The sequence below is a fragment of the Frankia sp. KB5 genome (assembly GCF_002099325.1).
Classification (GTDB): domain Bacteria; phylum Actinomycetota; class Actinomycetes; order Frankiales; family Frankiaceae; genus Frankia; species Frankia casuarinae.
Genome location: NZ_MRUJ01000102.1, coordinates 1 through 18,187, shown reverse-complemented (window position 1 = coordinate 18,187; position 18,187 = coordinate 1). Strand labels below are relative to the sequence as shown.

Below are 18,187 nucleotides of genomic sequence, written 5' to 3'. Positions count from 1 at the left end.
GCGCCAGGCCTGATCCCCAGGTCGATCGGGAAGTCGCGCATACCCACCCCTCTCCTGCGAGCGTCCCGCACCGACTCTCCGTCAGGCACTCTCCGTCAGGCACTCGACAGGCCACCGCCTCGGCCATTCCCGCACCGGCGACCGGCCAACCATCCGCCCCCACCCACGGCCGCTCCCGGCTACACGCCGTCCTTACGGGTCACCGGCATCGCCCGGGCGACGCCAGCCGCGGCCAGCCCACTCGATCGAGATTGGGCGCCCCTGGTAGCCGGCCGAGGCGGACCCCGTCCCAGGGGCGCGCGCCGGGGCGCTCACCTCGCGACGCAGCTGGTCCAGCCCGGCGGACAGCCGCCCGGCCAGGTCCGCCGTCGGCGGCACAAGGCTGGGATCCGTCGTCACCGAGAGGCAGAGTTCGTCCTGCCAGCCGAGTGCCCCCACCGCAAGCGGCACGCCTTCGGCGAGGGGGGACCAGCGGGTAGGTGTCGAGCAGTGGCAGGCCGACGAACTCCCGCGGGCCCGCCGCGCCTGGAAGGTTCGATACGATCATTCCAATATGCCGACCCTGATAGACGCTGCGAGCCGCGGGTCCGCGCAGCGGCGCCGGCAGGGCACCTATCACCCGCAGGGCCGCGCCGGCCGCGAGGATCCGCCCCGGGCGCCGCGCCCGCCGGCCACCGGCGGTAATCGCCCGCAACCGCCAGGACACTGGCATCGGGTCGAGCGGCAGGTCAAGCTGCACCGCCGTGGTCGCGTTACCCAGGTCGTCGCCGATGGCGGTGCCTGTCGTGCGCAGAGAGATCGGCGTGATGGCACGGACCGCCGCACCGCACGGCTGGCCCTGCTCGGCCAGCAGCTGGGCCAGCCTGTGCCACCATGGCGAGCAGGACGTCGGTCACGCGGGCGTTCGCGGCCCGCGCGACTGCCCGAACCTCGGGCAGTCGCAGCCGCACCATCCGCACCCGGCGAGCCGGTCCCGATCGCCCAGACCAGGGGAAGGGGGGCGCGGCTCCGTCCAGCCCGAGCCGCACCATGCCGGTGGTCACGGCCGCCCATCGCGCGGGCGCGGGCGAGGCGGACAGCGAATCCGGCCGCACGGCTCCGGGCTGCCGGGTCACCTCGCGGACATGCCAGGACAGGTCGATACTCCGGGCCAGTTCCCATCTGTAGCCGGACAACGGCCCCGGCGACACGACTCGTCGCAACATCGGGGGAATATCCGCCAGGCGCCGAGCGACATGGGCGCGGATGTCGGCGAGCGTGGGCGAGGAGCTGCCGGGGAGGAGTCTCAGAACCGCGACGCCCCCGACCTGCTGCGGGCTGCGGGGGCCTTCCACCTCGAGGAAGAAGGCATCGGTCGCGGGCATTCGGCGCCGTTCCCGCGGCTGGCTGTATCCCGGCCCCTCCGGACGAGCTCGCGCCCCCGCCCCGCCGGGGCCTGCAACTCACCTTCCTGATCATGATGGCTCCCATGGTGGCCGCCGGCCTCGTCGGTCTCCGGGCGCTACGCACCTATCCCCGAGACGTCACCACAGCCGCGCAGTACGAGGACCGCCACCACTGACCGCGGCAACCGCCAAGCATCCCCGATCGCACACCTCATCCATCAGCACACCCATCGGCGACGTTCACCGGCGGTGAGAAGGTGACGTCTGGGCAGTCACGGGAGGGGATGCAACGGGACATCTAGCCGTCCCGGTCAGCCTTTCCTGGCGGCGAGGCGGCGCTCCAAGCGGGTGACGCGGCAAGCGATGCGCGCCCGGTGCTCAGGCCGAGCCTGCTCGTACACGTCGCGCAGCATGAGGCGCAGCCGGGAGAGCACCCGTGGGGAGTCCTGCGCCCACCGGCTAATGTCGTCCACGCCGATCCGCAGGTAGTCCTCGAGATCGGGTTCCGGCACCACGAGCCGCGGCTGGCCGTCCCGGTCAGTATGGGCCCGGGGCGTCAGGTGCCGCGTGACAAGCCGGCGTAGCAGATCATGCACCTGATCGACCGCCGCCACCGCGGTCGTATGGTCGTTCATGGCTGGTGACAGGGCGCGTTCCGCGATATCGGCCAGCTGCCGGAAGCCGAACGCAATGTCCTGCTCCATGCTCCGCTCGATCTCGATATCCACCGCGTCAATCACGGCCTGCCGGTCGAGGTCTCCGCGGAGGCCGTCGGCGGGGCCATCGTGCACGGTGAACAGCGGCATCCCGGCAGCAACGAAATCACCGATCTTTGGCACGAGCACAACCAGACAATTAGCCTGCGAGGCAGCCCGAACCACCGGTCGGTCTCGCACCACGGCGATAATACCGTTCCGCGGGGCGCTTATGATCTTATATCTTGGGCTGCGCGCGGCCGTCGGCAGAGGTACCGAGGATACGGAGCCGACGCCATCGAAGCGGYGAGCGATGCATCGGCGGGTCTGCGTGCCGATCGAGGCCAAGATCTGCGACACCCGGACCGCATTGGTCACGTGGTGGATATAAGCGATGAAGAGCACAACGCTGATGAGTACCAGCAGAACCGACAGAGTGACAGCCGTCCGCGGCACAAACGACCGGGCCGTGTCCGCGCCGCGGACCGAGCGCAGGACCGCCAGCGCATAGACGAAAGTCGCAACGAAGACACCCAGTGCCAGTTGGGTGAGGCGATCCTGAAGGAAGGTCCGCAGCACCCGAGGCGAGAACTGGCCACTGGTCAGCTGCAGCGTCACGATCGTGATCGAGAACACCAGCGCGGTAAACGAGATCATGGAGGAGGCGACCGCGGACAACACGGATCGTGCACCGTCCGGCCCGCCGCTGAACAGGAACGGCAGCGCGGCGGACAGCCCCCGCTCATCCAGCCAGGGAACCGAAACGGCAAGACCAACCGCCAAGGCGGTACACAGGGCCGGAATCGTCCAGAAGCTGGTCCACAGCCGGCGCGCGCGGGACCGCCACATGCCTTGTTGCCGCGCGGACAGCATGGCCAGGAGATGCCCGTCAGCTGCCCGGCTGACCCGCAGGTGAGGCGCGCGTCGCGGCCGTCCCGAAGGACCACCCCCTCCGCGCAACGGATCTCCAGGGGGCCGACGGTCAGCGCCCGCGGCTCACCAGGCCCGGCAGGTCCCCTGAGGTACGCAGGCGACGGCACACCTCCAAACCATCCATGCCCGGCAACATCAGGTCGAGCAGAACGGCGTCCACCGGATGCGCGGCAACCTCCACCAGGGCCGCCTCGCCCGTAGCCGGCTATCGTCGCCCCGCCCAAGCCGTTACCATCGACCTTCCCACCCAGCAGATGAGCCACCCTTGCGGGTGCGGGTTGGCTCTCGGGATGCCGAGACACGACACGTCGAACGACACCGGCGGCCTGTCCCGGAGGCATCCGCGCCACGGACCGCCGGCTACCCCGTCAGGGTGCCTGGGCCGGTGCCGGGCAGGTCCTGCGATGCCGCCAGCTTTTCCACGTAGGCGCGGATAGTCGGATGATCGGTGAAGACCGAGGCCCGGACGTCCTGCTCCAGCTCGGCACCCAGCCGTGCCGCGATCTCGATCAGATTCAGCGAGTCCAGCCCCAGCGTGAAGAGGTTCTGATCCGGGTCCACCTGTGCCGCATCGTCCAGTCCGAGCATTTCCGCGACCTGATGTTGGATGAAATCGATGACAAGTGCGGGTCTCTCGGCGTCCCGTGCCGTCTCCACTCGGTCGCGCAGCGTCCCCTCCGCCGGCGCGGGGCCGGCATCGGTTCCTCCGGCAGTCGCCGGAAACGCGTGCTCGTCCGCCTCGACCCAGTAGCGCCTGCGCTGGAACGGGTAGGTCGGCAGGGGCACGCGCCGATGTCCCTGGCCAGCATGCAACGCCGACCAGTCGAGGCTGACGCCGCTTGTCCACAGGCGCCCCGCGGTCGCCAGCCACACGTGTCGGGCGTCGTCGTCGGGACGGGTGCCAGCGTCGGGACGGGTGCCGCGCGGGTCCATCTCCAATGGCACAACCTTCCGCCCGGATGATGTCTCGCGCCGACCGTCGAGCAGGAGGGCGAGACGTTCCTCGGCGTCGGGAGTCTCGTCACGCGGCCCGACCCAGCCCGCCGACGGCACCGGCGCACCCACGTCCAGCCAACCGTTGACTGCCGCGGACCACACGGGGTACCGGGGGGCCGCTGGCGTGAGGTTGCCGGCCGGCTCGCCGTGCGCCTGCGCCCAGGCCAGCCCGAGCGCGGACTCGAGGGGGAAGATCCCGGCGAGGCAGGCGGCGACCAGATCGCCCGAGCCGAACCCCACCAGCGCGCTCGGACGCACACCACATGCCGTCCAGAGCTCGGCGAGAGCGTACTGCCCGACGAAGGCGGCGACGGCGTCGCCATGCCGCGCACGCAACAACGACGCCGGGTCGGGTGTCCGCGGCCTCACCCCGAGAGTCTTGAGGGCCACCGCGCACCGGTCGACCGCGTCGCGGAACACAGCGACGTCGCGGTATACGGCGGCGTCGCGGTACAGGCCGGCGAGAGGGGTGTCGTCGCCGTTCTCCATAAGACGGTGCGCGAAAACGAAGACTACGTCGGCCTCGCCGTCGGCAACCTGCCCGGTGGACACGCGGTCGGGCTCCCCGAGCGCGAGCGTCAGTGCGGCGTCGTGGACGTCCCGGCACACCAGCGCCCGTCGGTACGCACGTGCCCGGCGTCCCACCGCGAGCGTGTACGCCACGTCGGCGAGGTCGAGCGTCTCGCGGTGCACGCGCAGATGACGCGCCAGATTCTCCGTTGCCTCCTCGAGCGCCGCGACCGAGCCGGCAGAGATCATCAGCAACTGCCAGCCGTCCGAAGGCGGCACCCCGGGCTCGCGTTCGCGGGGCGGCGGCTCCTCAAGAATCACATGGGCGTTCGTGCCGCCAATGCCGAACGAGCTCACGCCGGCACGTCGCGGGGCTGTGCCCGATGCCGGCCACTCCTGGGACTCCGTGGCGACGCGGAAGGGATTGGCGTCGAAGTCGATGTCGGGATTGGGTTTTTCGAAGTGCAGGCTCGGCACGATCCGCCGGTGTCGCAGCATCAGCGAGGTTTTGATCAGTCCGGCGATCCCGGAGGCCGCGTCCAGGTGGCCGATGTTGGTCTTGACCGAACCGATGGCGCACCGGGCGCCTGCCCCTGTCTGCCGCAGGAACACGTCCTGCCGCAGGAACACGTCGGTCAGGGCGGCGAGCTCGACCGGGTCCCCGAGCGGGGTGCCGGTACCGTGGGCCTCGACATAGGTGATCGTCTCGGCGGCGCAACCGGCAAGAGCCTGAGCCTCGGCGATCACGGCGGCCTGGCCCTGCACGCTGGGAGCCGTGTAGCCGGTCTTCGCGCCGCCGTCGTTGTTGACCGCGCTTCCCTTGATGACCGCGTGAATCCAGTCGCCGTCGGCGAGCGCGTCGGCCAACCGCTTCAGGACCACGATGCCGACACCGCTGCCGAGGATCGTGCCCTGCGCTCGGGCGTCGAAAGCCCGGCACCGGCCGTCCGGCGACAGGATCATTCCCTCCTGGAAAAGGTAGCCCTCGGCCTGTGGCACCTTGATATGGGCCGCTCCGGCCAACGCAAGATCGCACTCTCCGCCCAGCAGGCTCAGGCAGGCCAGATTGACGGCCACCAGCGAAGTGGAGCAGGCGGTGTTCACGTTCACCGCCGGGCCCCGCAGGTTCAGCTTGTAGGCCACGCGCGTCGCCAGGAAGTCCTTGTCGTTGCCTATCATCAGCCGGTAACGTTCCAGCGTCGACCCGTGGCGGAAACGGCCGGAGAGGTTGCGTAGAAGGTAGGTGTTCAGCCCGGCGCCGGCATAGATACCGATCGGTCCGGGGCAGGTGTCCGGGTTGTAACCGGCGTTCTCAAGCGCCGTGAGCGCGCATTCGAGGAAGTGCCGTTGCTGTGGGTCCAGGAGCTCCGCCTCCTCGCTCGTGATCCCGAAGACCTCGGCGTCGAACATCTCGATGTCGGCCAGTATCTGCCCGGCCCGCACATAGCGCGGGTCCGCCACGAGTGCGGGGCCGACGCCGGCTGYCAGCAGTTCGGCCTCGGTGAAGAAGGTGGTGGTCTCACGCCCGTCACACAGATTCTGCCAGAATTCCTCGACGGTATCGGCCCCGGGAAAACGGCACGCCATCCCGATAATAGCGATGTCGGAATCCCGGACGTCGTCTGGTCGTTCCATCGTCTCCCCCTTCAGCGCAGACTCTCAGTCGAGTCGGATGCCCATGTCCGCGGCCACGGTACGCAGGTCGAGGAAACTACGGGCGACATACCGGGCGGCGTCCTCGCCGGCATCAAGCTGCTTGAACACCTCGACGAGGGCCTCCTCGTGCGCGCCGGGGTCCCCCTCCCCTGCCGCGATCTCGAACACGATCGCCCTGAGTCGGTCCTCGACCTCGGCCACATCGACCGATCGGGGGAACTTGACACTGTAGGTGGACCGGTCGTAGTCCTTGTTTCGGTTGACCGCCCGCACATAACTCGACGCGTTCAGCTTGTAGAACATACAGCCCCAATTCCTGAACGAGTAGTAGTTGAGTAGCGGAAAAAGCGTGCAGTGGGTCTCGAATGGCGAGGATTCGTAAATTCCTTTCGCCTTCAGCTCCGCGACGATCCGGTCGGGGTCGTATTCGTCGCGTAGGGCGACGAAGGGAAAGACAATCTTCGGCAGCTCACGCTCGTCGGCGAACAGTAGTTCCTCCAGCCCGCCCGAGAAGAACTCGCCGGTCCGGTCCCGGCCGAAGATCTGGTAGAAGTTCTTAACGATCTTCCGGACGTTCGACTCCATCGTGAGCGTCTGTTGCGGGTCCGCGCACAGGATGATGTAGGGGATGTTGTTCCGCCACGCGTGCAGGATTGCCCGGATGACAAAGAATGACCGGCACGAGACACAGGGAAGTTTCTCGTCCAGGTACTTACCCGGCCGCTCCGGGACCGGTCGGTTGAACACCTCCCTCATCATGTCCTTTATCTTGTCGGACCGGTCGGTGACGAAGGTGGCCGGGATCCTCTCCTGGGCAAGCCGCATGTTCGCTGCGGCATGGCTGCTCTCGAAGGGAATTTCGAAGGTGTAGGAGACGACTCTTTTATGGTACTCGTTCACGAACTTGTCCAGCATGTACGTGCTGTCCTTGCCACCGCTGTACATCAGCAGGCAGTCGTAGGGACCACGCTCGTTCGGCCCGCTGTTCGCGAACTCCTCGTAGGTTCTGGACACGTAGGTGAAGTTCTCGAACATCTCGACCGCGACGTCGAGGCTACACAGGTTGCACACGCCATCATTGTCAAGTGATATTCCCGGATGACCAGCGTTCAGTGAACAGATCTTGCAGCGGACCATTCCTCACCTTCCCAGCCGAGTTTTCGAACGCGTCGCCGACGGGCCCGCCTCATGCGCCGGGTGCCTCATGCGCCGGGTGGCTGGCGGGAGCTGAGACCACCACGTCTGCGCCTGAGGCCCGCGAGTGCTGACCGGGAACGCCCCCCGGATTCTTCGGGTGCCCCAGCTCGTCCGGGAGGGTGTGGCGCGCCGGATCCGGCGTCACCGGACCGGCGTGGCGCAGCGGTGGACAAGTATGCCGCCAGTCCCCGGACAGTCGGATAGGCGAACATGTCGACCCGCGTAAGCGACTCGGACAGCTCCGCCTGAAGCCGGATCAGAACCTGCATGAGCAGCAACGAGTTACCGCCGGCGTCGAAGAAGTTCTCGTCGATTCCGACCTCCGGCACCCCCAGGACACCCCGCCAGATGCTGGCGACTGCCGCCTCGAGCTCGCTACGGGGCAGGACCCGCTCTCCGCCTGCGGGCGGGAGAACCTCAGGCGGCCCCGGTAGGGACCGACGATCGATCTTGCCGTTGGCTGTCAGCGGCAGACGTGTCACGGTCACGAACGCAGCCGGGATCATGTAGGGAGGTAGTCGGGTACGTAGGTACCGCCGGAGTTCCTCCGGCCGCGCGCCGAGGCCGGATTCGGCCGAGACGAGGTAGGCCACCAGCTGGCGGTTACCGGGGGCGATGTCGCGTGGGCAGACCACCGCCTCAGCGATGCCGTCATGCCGGCGCAGAGCTTCTTCGATCTCACCGGGTTCGATGCGATATCCGTGCAGCTTGACCTGGTTGTCGACCCTGTGGAGGTAGTCAATCCGGCCGTCGGGCAAGTGGCGCACGATGTCCCCGGTCCGGTACATGACGGCGGACTCGTCCGGTCCGAACGGGTCTCGGACGAACCTTTCCCGGGTGAGCTCCGGCTCGCCGAGATAGCCCGCGGCCACCCCGTCCCCACCGATGTACAGCTCGCCGGGTACCCCGGGCGGCACCGGCTGAAGCCATCTGTCGAGGACGTAAAACCGGGTATTGGCGATCGGTCGCCCGATCGTAACCTGCCGACCCGGCTCCACGCGGTCGACCGAGGACCAGATCGTCGTCTCGGTCGGGCCGTAGAGGTTCCACACCTTCGCAACCCGCGCGAGAAGGCCGTCAGCGAGGTCGCGAGGCAGCTGTTCGCCTCCGCACAGGGCCGTCAGGCCACGGTCACCCTCCCAGGCCGCGGCGATCAGCATCCGCCAGGTCGCCGGGGTCGCCTGCATGACCGTCGGGCGGCTCCGCTCGATCCGTCTCCGCAGTTCGAACCCGTCACTGGCGACATCGGCGGGTACCACCTCGACCTGCCCGCCTGTCACCAGCGGCAGGAGAAGCTCGAGGTAGGCGATGTCAAAGCAGACCGTGGTCACCGCCAGCAGGCGGTCGTACTCGGTAAATCCTGGAGTCCGCGCCATCGAGCACAGAAGGTTCGTCAGGGCCCGGTGGCCGACATCCACCCCCTTGGGCCGGCCGGTCGACCCCGACGTGTAGATTACATAAGCACGACCCTCCGGTGACCCTCGGTCATATTTTTCCTCGTCAGATTCCTCGTCATGTTCCTCGCCCGGACCGCCCCCGGCTGTCGCGATCACATCCCAGTACTGATCGAGCGTGACGACGGTCGCCGGGCAGTCCCGGACATCGGGCTCCAAACTCGTCCGGGTGAGCAGCAGTGTCGACCCCGAACTGGTGAGCATCTGAGTGATGCGGTCGGGTGGATACACCGGATCCAACGGCACAAAGGCCGCTCCGGATTTCATCACGCCGAGTACAGCGACAACAATTTCTTCCGACCGCTCGAGGTAGATGCCGACAAGGCTGCCGGGACCGATGCCGTGGCGACCGAGGAACGCGGCGAGGCGCGTCGACCGTCGATCAAGTTCGCCGTACGAGAGACTGCGATCAGAGCAGACGACGGCGGGTGCCTCGGGACGGCTACGTGCCTGCCGTATGAACAACTGATGCGCGCACAGGTCGCGCGGGTAGTCGGCGTCCGTGTCGTTCCAGGTGACAAGCACACGTTGCGTGTCCTCGGGCGACAATAGCGGGAGCTGGGTCAGATCGGCCGTCGCGGAGCCCGTGAGGGCCTCGAGGAACGCGACGAACATGGAGCGCATCGTGTCGGCCGCACCAGTTTGCAGGACGTTCTCGGCGATGAGCCAGCGGCATCCCTCACCGTCTCGCGGGATCTGCGCGAACAGCACGGTCGCGGACCGCGGCTCGGCAGCGACATCGAGATTGTCAACCAGCTCGACGGCGACCGGCATGCCGCGCTCGGCCCATGGCGCGCACGCACGTAGCTCCGCGTGACGAACCCCTAGGTCGCGGGGGTGGCCGCTACGCCCGCTGAACAGGCGGAGCTGCCTGGCCACCTCACGGCGGAACTCCAGGAAACCCCGGCTCTCGTTGAGCGAGGGCACCCGGAACGGCCGATGGCGGGCAAGCGGTATGCCATCCCCGCCCGAGGCGTCGGATTCGGCTTCCCACGACAGGTCGACGTCCGGACCGTCCGCACCGCTGAATCGAACCAGGAAGGCCAGCAGCACCGTGAGCAACCATTCGGACCTATCGCGCCCCCGGCCGTCACCATCCCGTGCGGCCATCTTCTCCTCCACGCCGGCGAGATCAGCGGGGACGGGGAATCGGATATCCCGGTACCGGTGCGGCGGATCCGCGACCGGATTACGGCGCGGGAGGTCGAGCGGCTCGACGGACATCAGGCGCCGTACCCAGTCGGTCTCGTGCTCGACAACTCCAGCCGGCTCCCCCGGCTCCCCCGGCTCCCCCGGCTCAACCGGCTCAACCGGTCCGACCGGCCCGGCCAGTCCCTTCGTCCGCCGGCCGGCCAGCTCCTCCGGGGCAAGTTTCGGAAGCGCACCGAGGGGGACCTCCGGGGCGGCAACCATCGCCTCCAACAACCGCCGAACCTGGGATCCCATCCGTTCTACCGTCTTGTCGGTGAAACGGCGGCGGTCATAACCGATCCTGAGGATGAGGCGGTGGTCGTGGTTCGCATAGAGAGTGAGCGGGTAATTCGTCTGCTCCTCCAGACGGAATTCCCGGTGCCGCCAGGAACCCCCCAGCGACCGCAGCCGGGTAGCAGGCAGGTAGTTCTCAAAGATGAGCAGACTCTCGAACATCGGGAGCGAGGCCGGAATATCACTCCAGGTGTGGATACGGGTCGGCGAGGTGTGCTCAAACTCTCGCAGCGCCAGCTGATGCCGTCGCAGCCGCTTCAGCAGCTCGATCACGGTCATCGTGCTCGGGGCGACGACGCGGAATGGCAGCGTATTGAGAAAGAGACCAAGCATGTCCTGGGCGCCGTCCAGGAATCCGCGACATGCCCGGGTTGTACCGAATACTACGTCATGGCGGCCACTGAGCTGTTGCAGGAGGACCGTCCACGCCGCCTGCACGACGTTATTAGCGGTTACCTGTTGCTCACGGACCAGGAGTTCCAGTGCCCTGGTCATCTCTTCCGAAAGCTCGGTCTCCACGGCCGTCAGGACGTTCTCACCGGGGTCGGGGACGCGGACCACGTCGACGACGAATGGCGTGGGCTCCGTAACACCAGCCAGATCGGCACGCCAGAACGACTCCGCTGCGACAAGGTCCTGCTCGGCCAGCCAGGCGACGTAGTCCCGGTACGGGCGCGGACGGGGACGCTCGGCCCGGCGCCCGACGAGCAGGTGATCGTACCGTTCGAAGAGTTCCGCGCTCACCATGAAAAGGGAGCGCCCGTCCATCAGTGCATGATGGGTCGTCCAGACGAACTCGTATTCATGATTATCCATGCGGAAGACCGCGAACCGCATCGGGGGCCCGGCCGCGAAATCGAAGGACCGGCGCTTGTCATCGTCGAGGTATTCGCGCAGGCTCTGTTGCCGAGTTGCGCTGTCCAACTGCCTCCAGTCCCGCGCGGGCAAGGACACATCGACATCACTGCTGACCACCTGGCTCGGACCGTCCGGATGGTCCAGCAGAAGCCTGGTCCGCAGCATCGGATGCCAGTCGAACAGGTCCCGCAGTGCCTGCTCGAACACCGCCAGATTCAGCTGCTCCCGCAACGTGAACAACTTCTGCAGAACGTAGAATCCCTCGCCGGGAGCGCTGCCACTGTGCAACAGCATTGYGTGCTGCACCGCCGACAGCGGAATCCTTTCCACGTCTCCGCCCGACCGCACGGCTCCCGACCCGAGGCGGCGCGCGCTCGTCGGCGCCACCGGACCTGGCGAGGTGCCGCGCCCTTCCGGGTTGTGCATATCGAGCCTCTCGTAACGTTGGGTCGACTTTTCCGACCGGAGGTCTGGCCCCACGGCGAGGCTATGTGGAAAGCCGACCTGGCCCAGACTACTGGAATTCGAAACGGCTTCCTCTCGTCGCCACGAGCAGGTCAACCTGCCGAGCACCACTTTCAACCGGTACTGTGGCCCACGCCACGAAGGTCGTCAACACTTATTACACAGCGCTATCGATTCATTCGAGATGGCGATCGAGCAGCACCGAACAGCGGCTTTATCCACCTTCATTCCGACGCCATTCCGACGCCATTCCGACCGATTCATTGGCCGTTCACCGCCCGGCCAGGAGGTACCGCTGAAATCCCGACAAGATTTTCGATGCGGACGCGCGAGAAGCGCCACTGAAAATATCCCACAGCCTTGACTCCGCGCCGACGAACTGCCCGCGCTCAGGGGTCAATGAGGCGTTCGATGCCGTCAAGGACACGGTCGAGGCCCCAGCTGAACTGCTCGGTGGTGACGTAGGCGGCCAGCACGTCAATCTGGCTGGCGGTGCGTGGGTAATGCTCGACGGGCACGGCAGCGAACGCGTCACGGCGGGCGGCGATCCGCTCCGCCTCGGTGGTTCCCGGCTCGTGCGGCTCGGCGGCCTCCAACGCGATGGCGCCCAGCACATACACGATCAGCAGATATGCGGACCGGGCCGCGTTCGCCGCCGGCACCCCGCCGTCGGCCAGCGCCGCGAGCAGCCGCTCGTTGAGCGCGAGCGCGTTGGGGCCGTCCATCGGGCCACCGAGTCGTCCTTCCGTCCTTCCATCGAGGCGGCACCGGCCTGGTCTGGACCTGGTTCGCGACCGGCTGGACCTACGCTCTGCTACTACCGCCGACGCTGCTGCTGCCCACGGCCCTCGGTCGCCGGGACGATCCCGTCCTGCGCGCCGCGACCTGGGTCGGCTCCGCCGCGATCGTGCTCGCGCTCGCCGGATTCCTGCGCTGGGTTTTCGTCGTGCCGCCGCTGGCACGGCAGTACATGGCCGGCGACACGACGACCCGAGCAGCCGTCGACGCCGCCTGGCTCGCACAACACCAGCTCGGCGGCGCCCTGCTTGGCGAGCACCTCGGCCAGACGCTCGCCATCGCCTGGTCGACGACGATCTCCGTGATCATCCTCCGCCGCCGTCTGCTTCCCGCCGCTGTGGGCATGCTGGGCCTGGTCGCAAGCGCCATCTACCTGCTCAACCAGGGCGACATCCTGACCACCGCGATCCCCGGGGTCCCCGCATGGGAATCGGCGGGCTTCCTCGGCTCCACACTCTGGTGGAGTATGGATCGCCACCCTCGGCTTCGCGCTCCTGCGCCGGCATCCACCCAGCCGACCCCGCAGAACCGGCTCTGCCCCGCGGCCAGCCGCTGCCGGGCTGCCGGGCTGCCGGGCTGCCGGGCTGCCGGGCTGCCGGGCTGCCGGTTCAGCCTTGAGTAATTCAAGATCGGCATCGGGGTCTGTCGCATCCGCGACAGACCCCGACGAGGTCGAGATGGGACCGGTCAGGCGACGATGTCGACCGGCGTGCCCAGGGGCAGCATGCCCGCCAACCAGGTGATGTCGCTGTTACTCAGGCGGATGCAGCCGTGGCTGACGTCACGCCCCAGCGTGTGGGGCTGGTCGGTGCCATGCAGACCGATAATCGGAGCATGGCCTTCGAAGGAGGCCAGTGAGGTGGAGAAGCCCGAGAGGCCGAAGGCGAAGGGCCCGTAGGGTCCGGTCGGATTCCGCGGCCGCAGCAGTTCGGTCAGGTAGTACCGCCCCCCGGGGGTCGGCGTGTCCGTGGTTCCGACCGCCACCACGAACAGGGATATGAGCGTGTTCCCGCGATACAGCCGCAACTGGTGGGCTCCGCGGACGACCTGCAGGTGATAGGCGGTGGTGCTGGCGCGGACCTGGTCGTCCCTGATCCATCCGCGGCTGCCGTTGGGCCATATCGGCAGCAGGACCTGCCACCATCCGGGCAGTCTCGCCGTGACGAGAAAGACCCGTGGCGCGCCCGCCTCATTCGGGTTACTCAGCCGCGACGCGGGCCAGGTGGACATGGGCGTTGGGTAGACGTCCACGCCGGCGACGGTCGCGGTCAGAATCGTGTTCACCGCCTCCGGCTCGGCCGCCGCGCCGCGAGAAGACCTGGCGGTTACCGAAGACCTGGGGATGGCCGAAGACATACCGGTGGCCGAAGAGCCGGCGCCGATGCCCTCACCACCGACCGCGCAGGCGGCCGGGAACAGCAGCCCGCACACGGCGACCATCAGCGCGGCCGACGCGCGCGGCGCCGACAAGCCGGCGGGTGGTCGAGGCCGCCGGGTGCCCGCGTCCGTCACCTCTGTCATCCCATAGAGCCGGTCATCCCGTGAAGGGGACGGTGTTCGTCGTGATCGGCGTCGCCGGTACCGTCGTGCCGGTACTGGTGCCGGTGCCGCCCTGCTGCCCGGGCGAGCCCTGTGGTGTCGTGCCGCTGGTTACGGGTGATGTCGAGCCCGTCTCCTGGGCCGGGGCTTCTCCCGTTCCGGGAGCCTTCGCGGTACCGGGGATCTGTCCGCCACCGGTCGACTCCCCAGTACCGGGAGTCTGTCCGCCAGCAGAGGCCTGTCCGCCACCAGAGGCCTGTCCGCCACCAGAGGCCTGTCCGCCACCAGAGGCCTGCGGGTACGAGGGCGCCTCGCCCCGCGTGCCCGGCACGATACCGGCTCCCGGGGCGACGGGGCCGGTGCCGGTAGGACCGGTGCCGGTAGGACCGGTGCCGGTAAGGCCGGTAGTGGTGGCCGCGGTCGACGGGCCCTGTCCGCTGGCCGGCACCGGCCGACCGTGGGTCGACACACCGATCGTCGGCAGCTGGGGTGAGGGGTTCCACGACTGGTCGAACACGCGGGCCACGACGAGGGAGGAATGCGTGTCCAAGGTGCGCGAGGCACCCGCCGCCAGCACCCCGTTGCCGCCCCGCCCCTCCTTCGAGAACCAGCCGAAGGCGACCGGATGATCGGTGACGTTCTTCAGCGTCCACGAGACCATGCCGTGCCCGCCTGCCGATCGCAGGTCGAGCGACCGCAGGTGGCTCTGGATCCGGTTGATGTCGGCCGCCCCGATCGAGTAGGCGCGGAACAACGGGTTGATCTGCGCGACGATATGAGGCGGGGTCGGGTTGACGACGACGTTGTCGATACTCACGTCGAGATCTGGCCGCAGGGCGAAGCCGCCCGGGAGCGTGACCTGACTGGAACCGGGCACCCCGTCGGGGAACGCGGCACCGGCTGGACCGGCCACGGCGGCGGCCAGGGCGCCGGCAGCACCGACGGCGGCAAAATACATTTTTCGCGAGCGCATGGCGGGACGCCCCTTCCCTGCGTAATTTATCGGCGTACGTGTACGTTGAATCGCCCTGGCGACAGTACTCTGCGACGTCCTCGTGCTACCCCGCACGATCTCACCAGGTACCCCGTCCGGGCTAACACGGCGGCGGGAACCGGGCGCGGACGGTCCGTCCGTGCCGTGTGTGCAGAGGATTTTTTCGTACCCACCAGGAGGCGCCGGCGAAAGTTGTTCGGCCGGTATCTTCCGACTCACCTGTCCTCACCAGGACAGGTGAGGACGGCGATACGATTATGTCGGGCTCTCCGAACGGGCCAGGTACGCGGATGTGGTGTGCAGGACGATGGCCGCCAGCGCGCCGGAATGGTGGGTGCGGTAAACGAGGTYGGCCTGGGCCGGGTCCACCCGGCACCGCCAGAACCAGGAGGGTGATAAGGAGGGCTACGCAGAACTCGGGGAATAGAAATAGAGCRCCCAGATCACGGAGAATTCCGTCCGACGGGTCGGGAGCGGACGCCGGTGGTCGGTGTGCAGTACTCGCCAGACCCTGGAGTTGGCGACGGCCCGGGTTGTGCCCGGTCAGGTGCTGTTCTCCCGAGTACAGTTCCGGATCGGAACTGTACGACCGACACGGCAGCAGGGACCCGTCCGCCACGGTGGCCGTCCCCCGAACTCGGCCGCGATGCGGTCGATGCTCAGCGGGTGAGTCGCAGTACGCGTCGGGTGCGGGGAACGGCCCGGTTGGCGGCGGGACGCTGGTCATGATCGGGTGCCTTCGGCGGGATGGGCCTGGCCCCGGCGGTCGCGTCGAAGCCACTCAGGCGCTCAGGCACTCAGCCGCTCCTTGACGTAGGTGGCATAGACGATCTTGATCATCTCGCCATCGTTGCCGACGTCGATGCCGACCTCGGCATGGCGGCGCACCGCCTCGGCGGCCGCCTGGCRGATGGTTCCCGGCAGCCGCTGTGCCCGCTCCGGGGTCGGGTCGTGATGCTCCCGCTGGAGCACCTCTTCGGCCAGCATCCTGGGCACGGCAGGCTGCCGACGTGGGCGGTCACGATGCGGTCGGTGCTCAGCTTCATATCTCTCCTCGCTTACGGCAGACGGTCAACGGGCTCAGCGGGGGCAGGGCTGAGAGACGGAGACAGAAGGAAACATCCTCTTAACGGAATGCATTAGATGGATAGAATTTTCATACAGTATGATTTCTACCAAAGGAACAGATCTTCATCCGGCCCATGCGGCAGATGACAGCGCACCACCGGCAAGCTGGAAGCCGAAAAGCGCGAGGATGGTGACGACGTTGGGAGAGACCATGACCGGACCGACGGCCGTCGAGACGATCGACGAGCCCGCCCAACCCACCCCCGGGCCGGGCGGCACCATCGCGCACCTACGCGCCTGCCTGCCGACTCTCACTCCCAGCGGTCGCAAGATCGGCCAGCTGATCCTCGACGACCCGAGGGAGATCGTTCACCTCACCGTCACCGATCTCGCCGACCGGACCGGCACCTCCGTCGCGACCGTGGTCCGGTTCTGTCAGGATCTCGGCCTCAAGGGCTTCGCCGACCTCAAAATTCGTCTCGCCGGCGAAGCGATTCCTCCCGAACGCGGCCTCCACGAGGCCGTCACCCACGCCGACTCCCCTGCCACCATCCTGGAAAAGATCCTCCACAGCACCGAGTCGGCCCTGTCCGAGACCACCCGCACCGTCGACCGCGCGGCATTCACCCGCGCGGTCGACGCCCTGCAATGCGCTGACCGGGTCCTGCTCATCGGCGCGGGGACGTCCGCCCCGCTCGCCCAGGACGCCGCCTACCGCTTCCGCACTCTCGGCCTGCTCGCCGAAGCCCCCGCCGACGCCCACGTCCAACACGTGGCCGCGCGCCTGCTGCCTCCCGCCTCCGCCTGCCTGGCCATCAGCCACACCGGGCAGACCCGCGAAACCCTGGCCGGCGCCGCCGCGGCGCGCGCGGCAGGGGCCACGACCATAGCCCTCACCAGCTTCTTCCGATCCCCCCTGACGAGGCTGGCCGACGTAGCCCTCGTCGCCGGCAGCAGCGAAACAAACTATCGAGTCGAGGCCATGAGCAGCCGCATCATCCACGCGACGGTCCTCGACGCCCTGTTCGTGGCCGTCCACCTCGCGCAACCCGACCGCGCCCAGAAAGCCCAGGAACTCACCGCCGAGGTACTCACCGAACACCGGATCTGACACCCGAGATCACGGAGGTGAACCCGCGGAGGGTGACGGCGAGGGTGGCCATGGCGAGGGTGGCCATCTCCCGGTCCGGTACGGCGGTGATCTGATCGTTCTCGTTGACCGGAAAACGGTCCAGCGGTTGGCTGGTTATACACGGTCGAGACGGCCAGCGAGACGGCCAGCGAGACGGCCACGGCAGGCCGGCGGCGGTAGCGGCGGTCCTCTCACCCCGCGCTGACCGCACGAACTACGCAGACCGTGTAAACCGTGCGCCGGCCTCCCACCGCACCCGCTCCTGCGGTGACCACGATCCTTCGACTGGCCTTCGGCCGGCGAATCTGGGACCTGACCTCGTGAACGCTCGTGAGTGTTGGCGGTCATCACGTTCGCCGGCCGTGTTGTCCTCGACCGGGCACCCAGCGTCCTCGACAGGGCACCCCGCCGGTTGGCCTTCCCCTGGTAGGACACTTACGAGGAGACCTACGCGGAGCCCTCATTCAGGACCGGCCTCGGCGGGTTGATCACGTGCTACTTCTCCGTTCGGGCCAACCCGACGGGCACCGTGTTCAGGTGGACGAAGGACGACCGGCGTGAAGGCGTTGCGGGCGTACCGGTTCGCGCTCGACCCGAACAACAACCAGCGTGCCGGCCGACGACCGGCATGTGAAGCTGCCCCGGATCGGCCGGGTGAAGGTCCGCGAGCCGATGGGCGCGCTGACCGGGCGGCTGGCGAATGGTCGGGCCCGCCTCCTAGGCGCCACGGTGTCGCGCACGGCCTGCCGCTGGTTCGTATCGTTCACCGTCGAGGTCGAGCGGGAGGTTCCCACCGGCCCGTCACGGCGGCAGCGTGCCGCCGTGACGGTCGGTGTCGACCTCGGGGTGCGCCACCTCGCCGTCCTGTCGACCGGTGAGACCGTGGCGAACCCGAAGCCGCTGGCCCGGTCGCTGCGGAAGCTGCGCCGCGACGGGCCGCACAAGCTCACCACCCGGCTCGCGACGTCCCACGAAACGATCGTGGTGGAAGACCTGCCCGTGGCCGGAATGGTCCGTAACCG

14 protein-coding genes and 1 pseudogene are annotated in these 18,187 nt (G+C 68.0%); 3 read left to right on the top strand and 12 right to left on the bottom strand.

The window, feature by feature from the left end; genetic code table 11:
• Positions 1–192: 192 nt before the first annotated feature.
• The 8 genes and pseudogenes from KBI5_RS27805 to KBI5_RS11390 all read right to left on the bottom strand — a co-directional run bounded on the left by KBI5_RS27805 (position 193) and on the right by KBI5_RS11390 (position 12,359).
• Positions 193–450, bottom strand: a complete 258-nt coding sequence (locus KBI5_RS27805) for a hypothetical protein (protein WP_023841238.1) — start codon at positions 448–450, stop codon at positions 193–195.
• Positions 451–752: 302 nt separating this feature from the next.
• A complete protein-coding gene (locus tag KBI5_RS11420; RefSeq protein ID WP_035732345.1) occupies positions 753–1,364 on the bottom strand; it encodes a wax ester/triacylglycerol synthase domain-containing protein in 612 nt (203 codons plus the stop codon).
• Between the two features lie 332 nt (positions 1,365–1,696).
• Positions 1,697–2,953: a DUF2254 domain-containing protein gene (locus KBI5_RS11415; protein ID WP_241882829.1), complete on the bottom strand. Its 1,257-nt coding sequence runs from the start codon at positions 2,951–2,953 to the stop codon at positions 1,697–1,699.
• A 133-nt stretch (positions 2,954–3,086) separates the two neighbouring features.
• Positions 3,087–3,215: pseudogene (locus KBI5_RS11410) on the bottom strand (response regulator); the annotation flags it as partial.
• 158 nt (positions 3,216–3,373) lie between these two features.
• Positions 3,374–6,154, bottom strand: coding sequence for a type I polyketide synthase (locus tag KBI5_RS28385; protein ID WP_085015213.1), 2,781 nt, complete (start codon positions 6,152–6,154; stop codon positions 3,374–3,376).
• Positions 6,155–6,178: 24 nt separating this feature from the next.
• Positions 6,179–7,246: an OzmP gene (locus KBI5_RS11400; protein ID WP_198030999.1), complete on the bottom strand. Its 1,068-nt coding sequence runs from the start codon at positions 7,244–7,246 to the stop codon at positions 6,179–6,181.
• 131 nt (positions 7,247–7,377) lie between these two features.
• A complete protein-coding gene (locus tag KBI5_RS11395) occupies positions 7,378–11,595 on the bottom strand; it encodes a non-ribosomal peptide synthetase (protein WP_085015212.1) in 4,218 nt (1,405 codons plus the stop codon).
• A gap of 428 nt (positions 11,596–12,023) precedes the next feature.
• The gene (locus tag KBI5_RS11390) at positions 12,024–12,359 is read right to left on the bottom strand and encodes a TetR/AcrR family transcriptional regulator C-terminal domain-containing protein (protein WP_023841243.1); all 336 of its coding nucleotides are present in this window, start codon (positions 12,357–12,359) and stop codon (positions 12,024–12,026) included.
• A 47-nt stretch (positions 12,360–12,406) separates the two neighbouring features.
• On the opposite strand from KBI5_RS11390, the gene KBI5_RS11385 reads away from it, so the two are divergent.
• Entirely contained in the window at positions 12,407–13,054 is a 648-nt protein-coding gene (locus KBI5_RS11385; RefSeq protein WP_198537649.1) for a DUF4386 domain-containing protein, read from the top strand.
• Between the two features lie 65 nt (positions 13,055–13,119).
• Here the strand turns inward: KBI5_RS11385 and KBI5_RS11380 are convergent, their stop codons facing one another.
• The 4 genes from KBI5_RS11380 to KBI5_RS11370 all read right to left on the bottom strand — a co-directional run bounded on the left by KBI5_RS11380 (position 13,120) and on the right by KBI5_RS11370 (position 15,961).
• A complete protein-coding gene (locus tag KBI5_RS11380) occupies positions 13,120–13,944 on the bottom strand; it encodes a L,D-transpeptidase (RefSeq protein WP_235463098.1) in 825 nt (274 codons plus the stop codon).
• 22 nt (positions 13,945–13,966) lie between these two features.
• Positions 13,967–14,944, bottom strand: a complete 978-nt coding sequence (locus KBI5_RS26305) for a hypothetical protein (protein WP_157902485.1) — start codon at positions 14,942–14,944, stop codon at positions 13,967–13,969.
• 680 nt (positions 14,945–15,624) lie between these two features.
• Positions 15,625–15,762 carry a hypothetical protein gene (locus KBI5_RS26300; protein ID WP_157493373.1) on the bottom strand — a complete coding sequence of 46 codons (138 nt, stop codon included), beginning with the start codon at positions 15,760–15,762 and terminating at the stop codon, positions 15,625–15,627.
• Positions 15,755–15,961 (bottom strand): hypothetical protein, encoded by a 207-nt coding sequence (locus KBI5_RS11370; RefSeq protein ID WP_133057009.1) that lies wholly within the window; start codon positions 15,959–15,961, stop codon positions 15,755–15,757. Before KBI5_RS11370 ends, KBI5_RS26300 begins: the two co-directional genes overlap by 8 nt.
• A 283-nt stretch (positions 15,962–16,244) precedes the next feature.
• Between KBI5_RS11370 and KBI5_RS11365 the strand changes: the two genes are divergently transcribed.
• Both KBI5_RS11365 and KBI5_RS11360 read left to right on the top strand, forming a co-directional pair.
• Positions 16,245–17,144 carry a MurR/RpiR family transcriptional regulator gene (locus KBI5_RS11365; RefSeq protein ID WP_011436401.1) on the top strand — a complete coding sequence of 300 codons (900 nt, stop codon included), beginning with the start codon at positions 16,245–16,247 and terminating at the stop codon, positions 17,142–17,144.
• Positions 17,145–17,774: 630 nt separating this feature from the next.
• On the top strand, positions 17,775–18,187 hold a 413-nt coding region (locus tag KBI5_RS11360), incomplete at its 3' end, for a transposase (protein ID WP_241882827.1).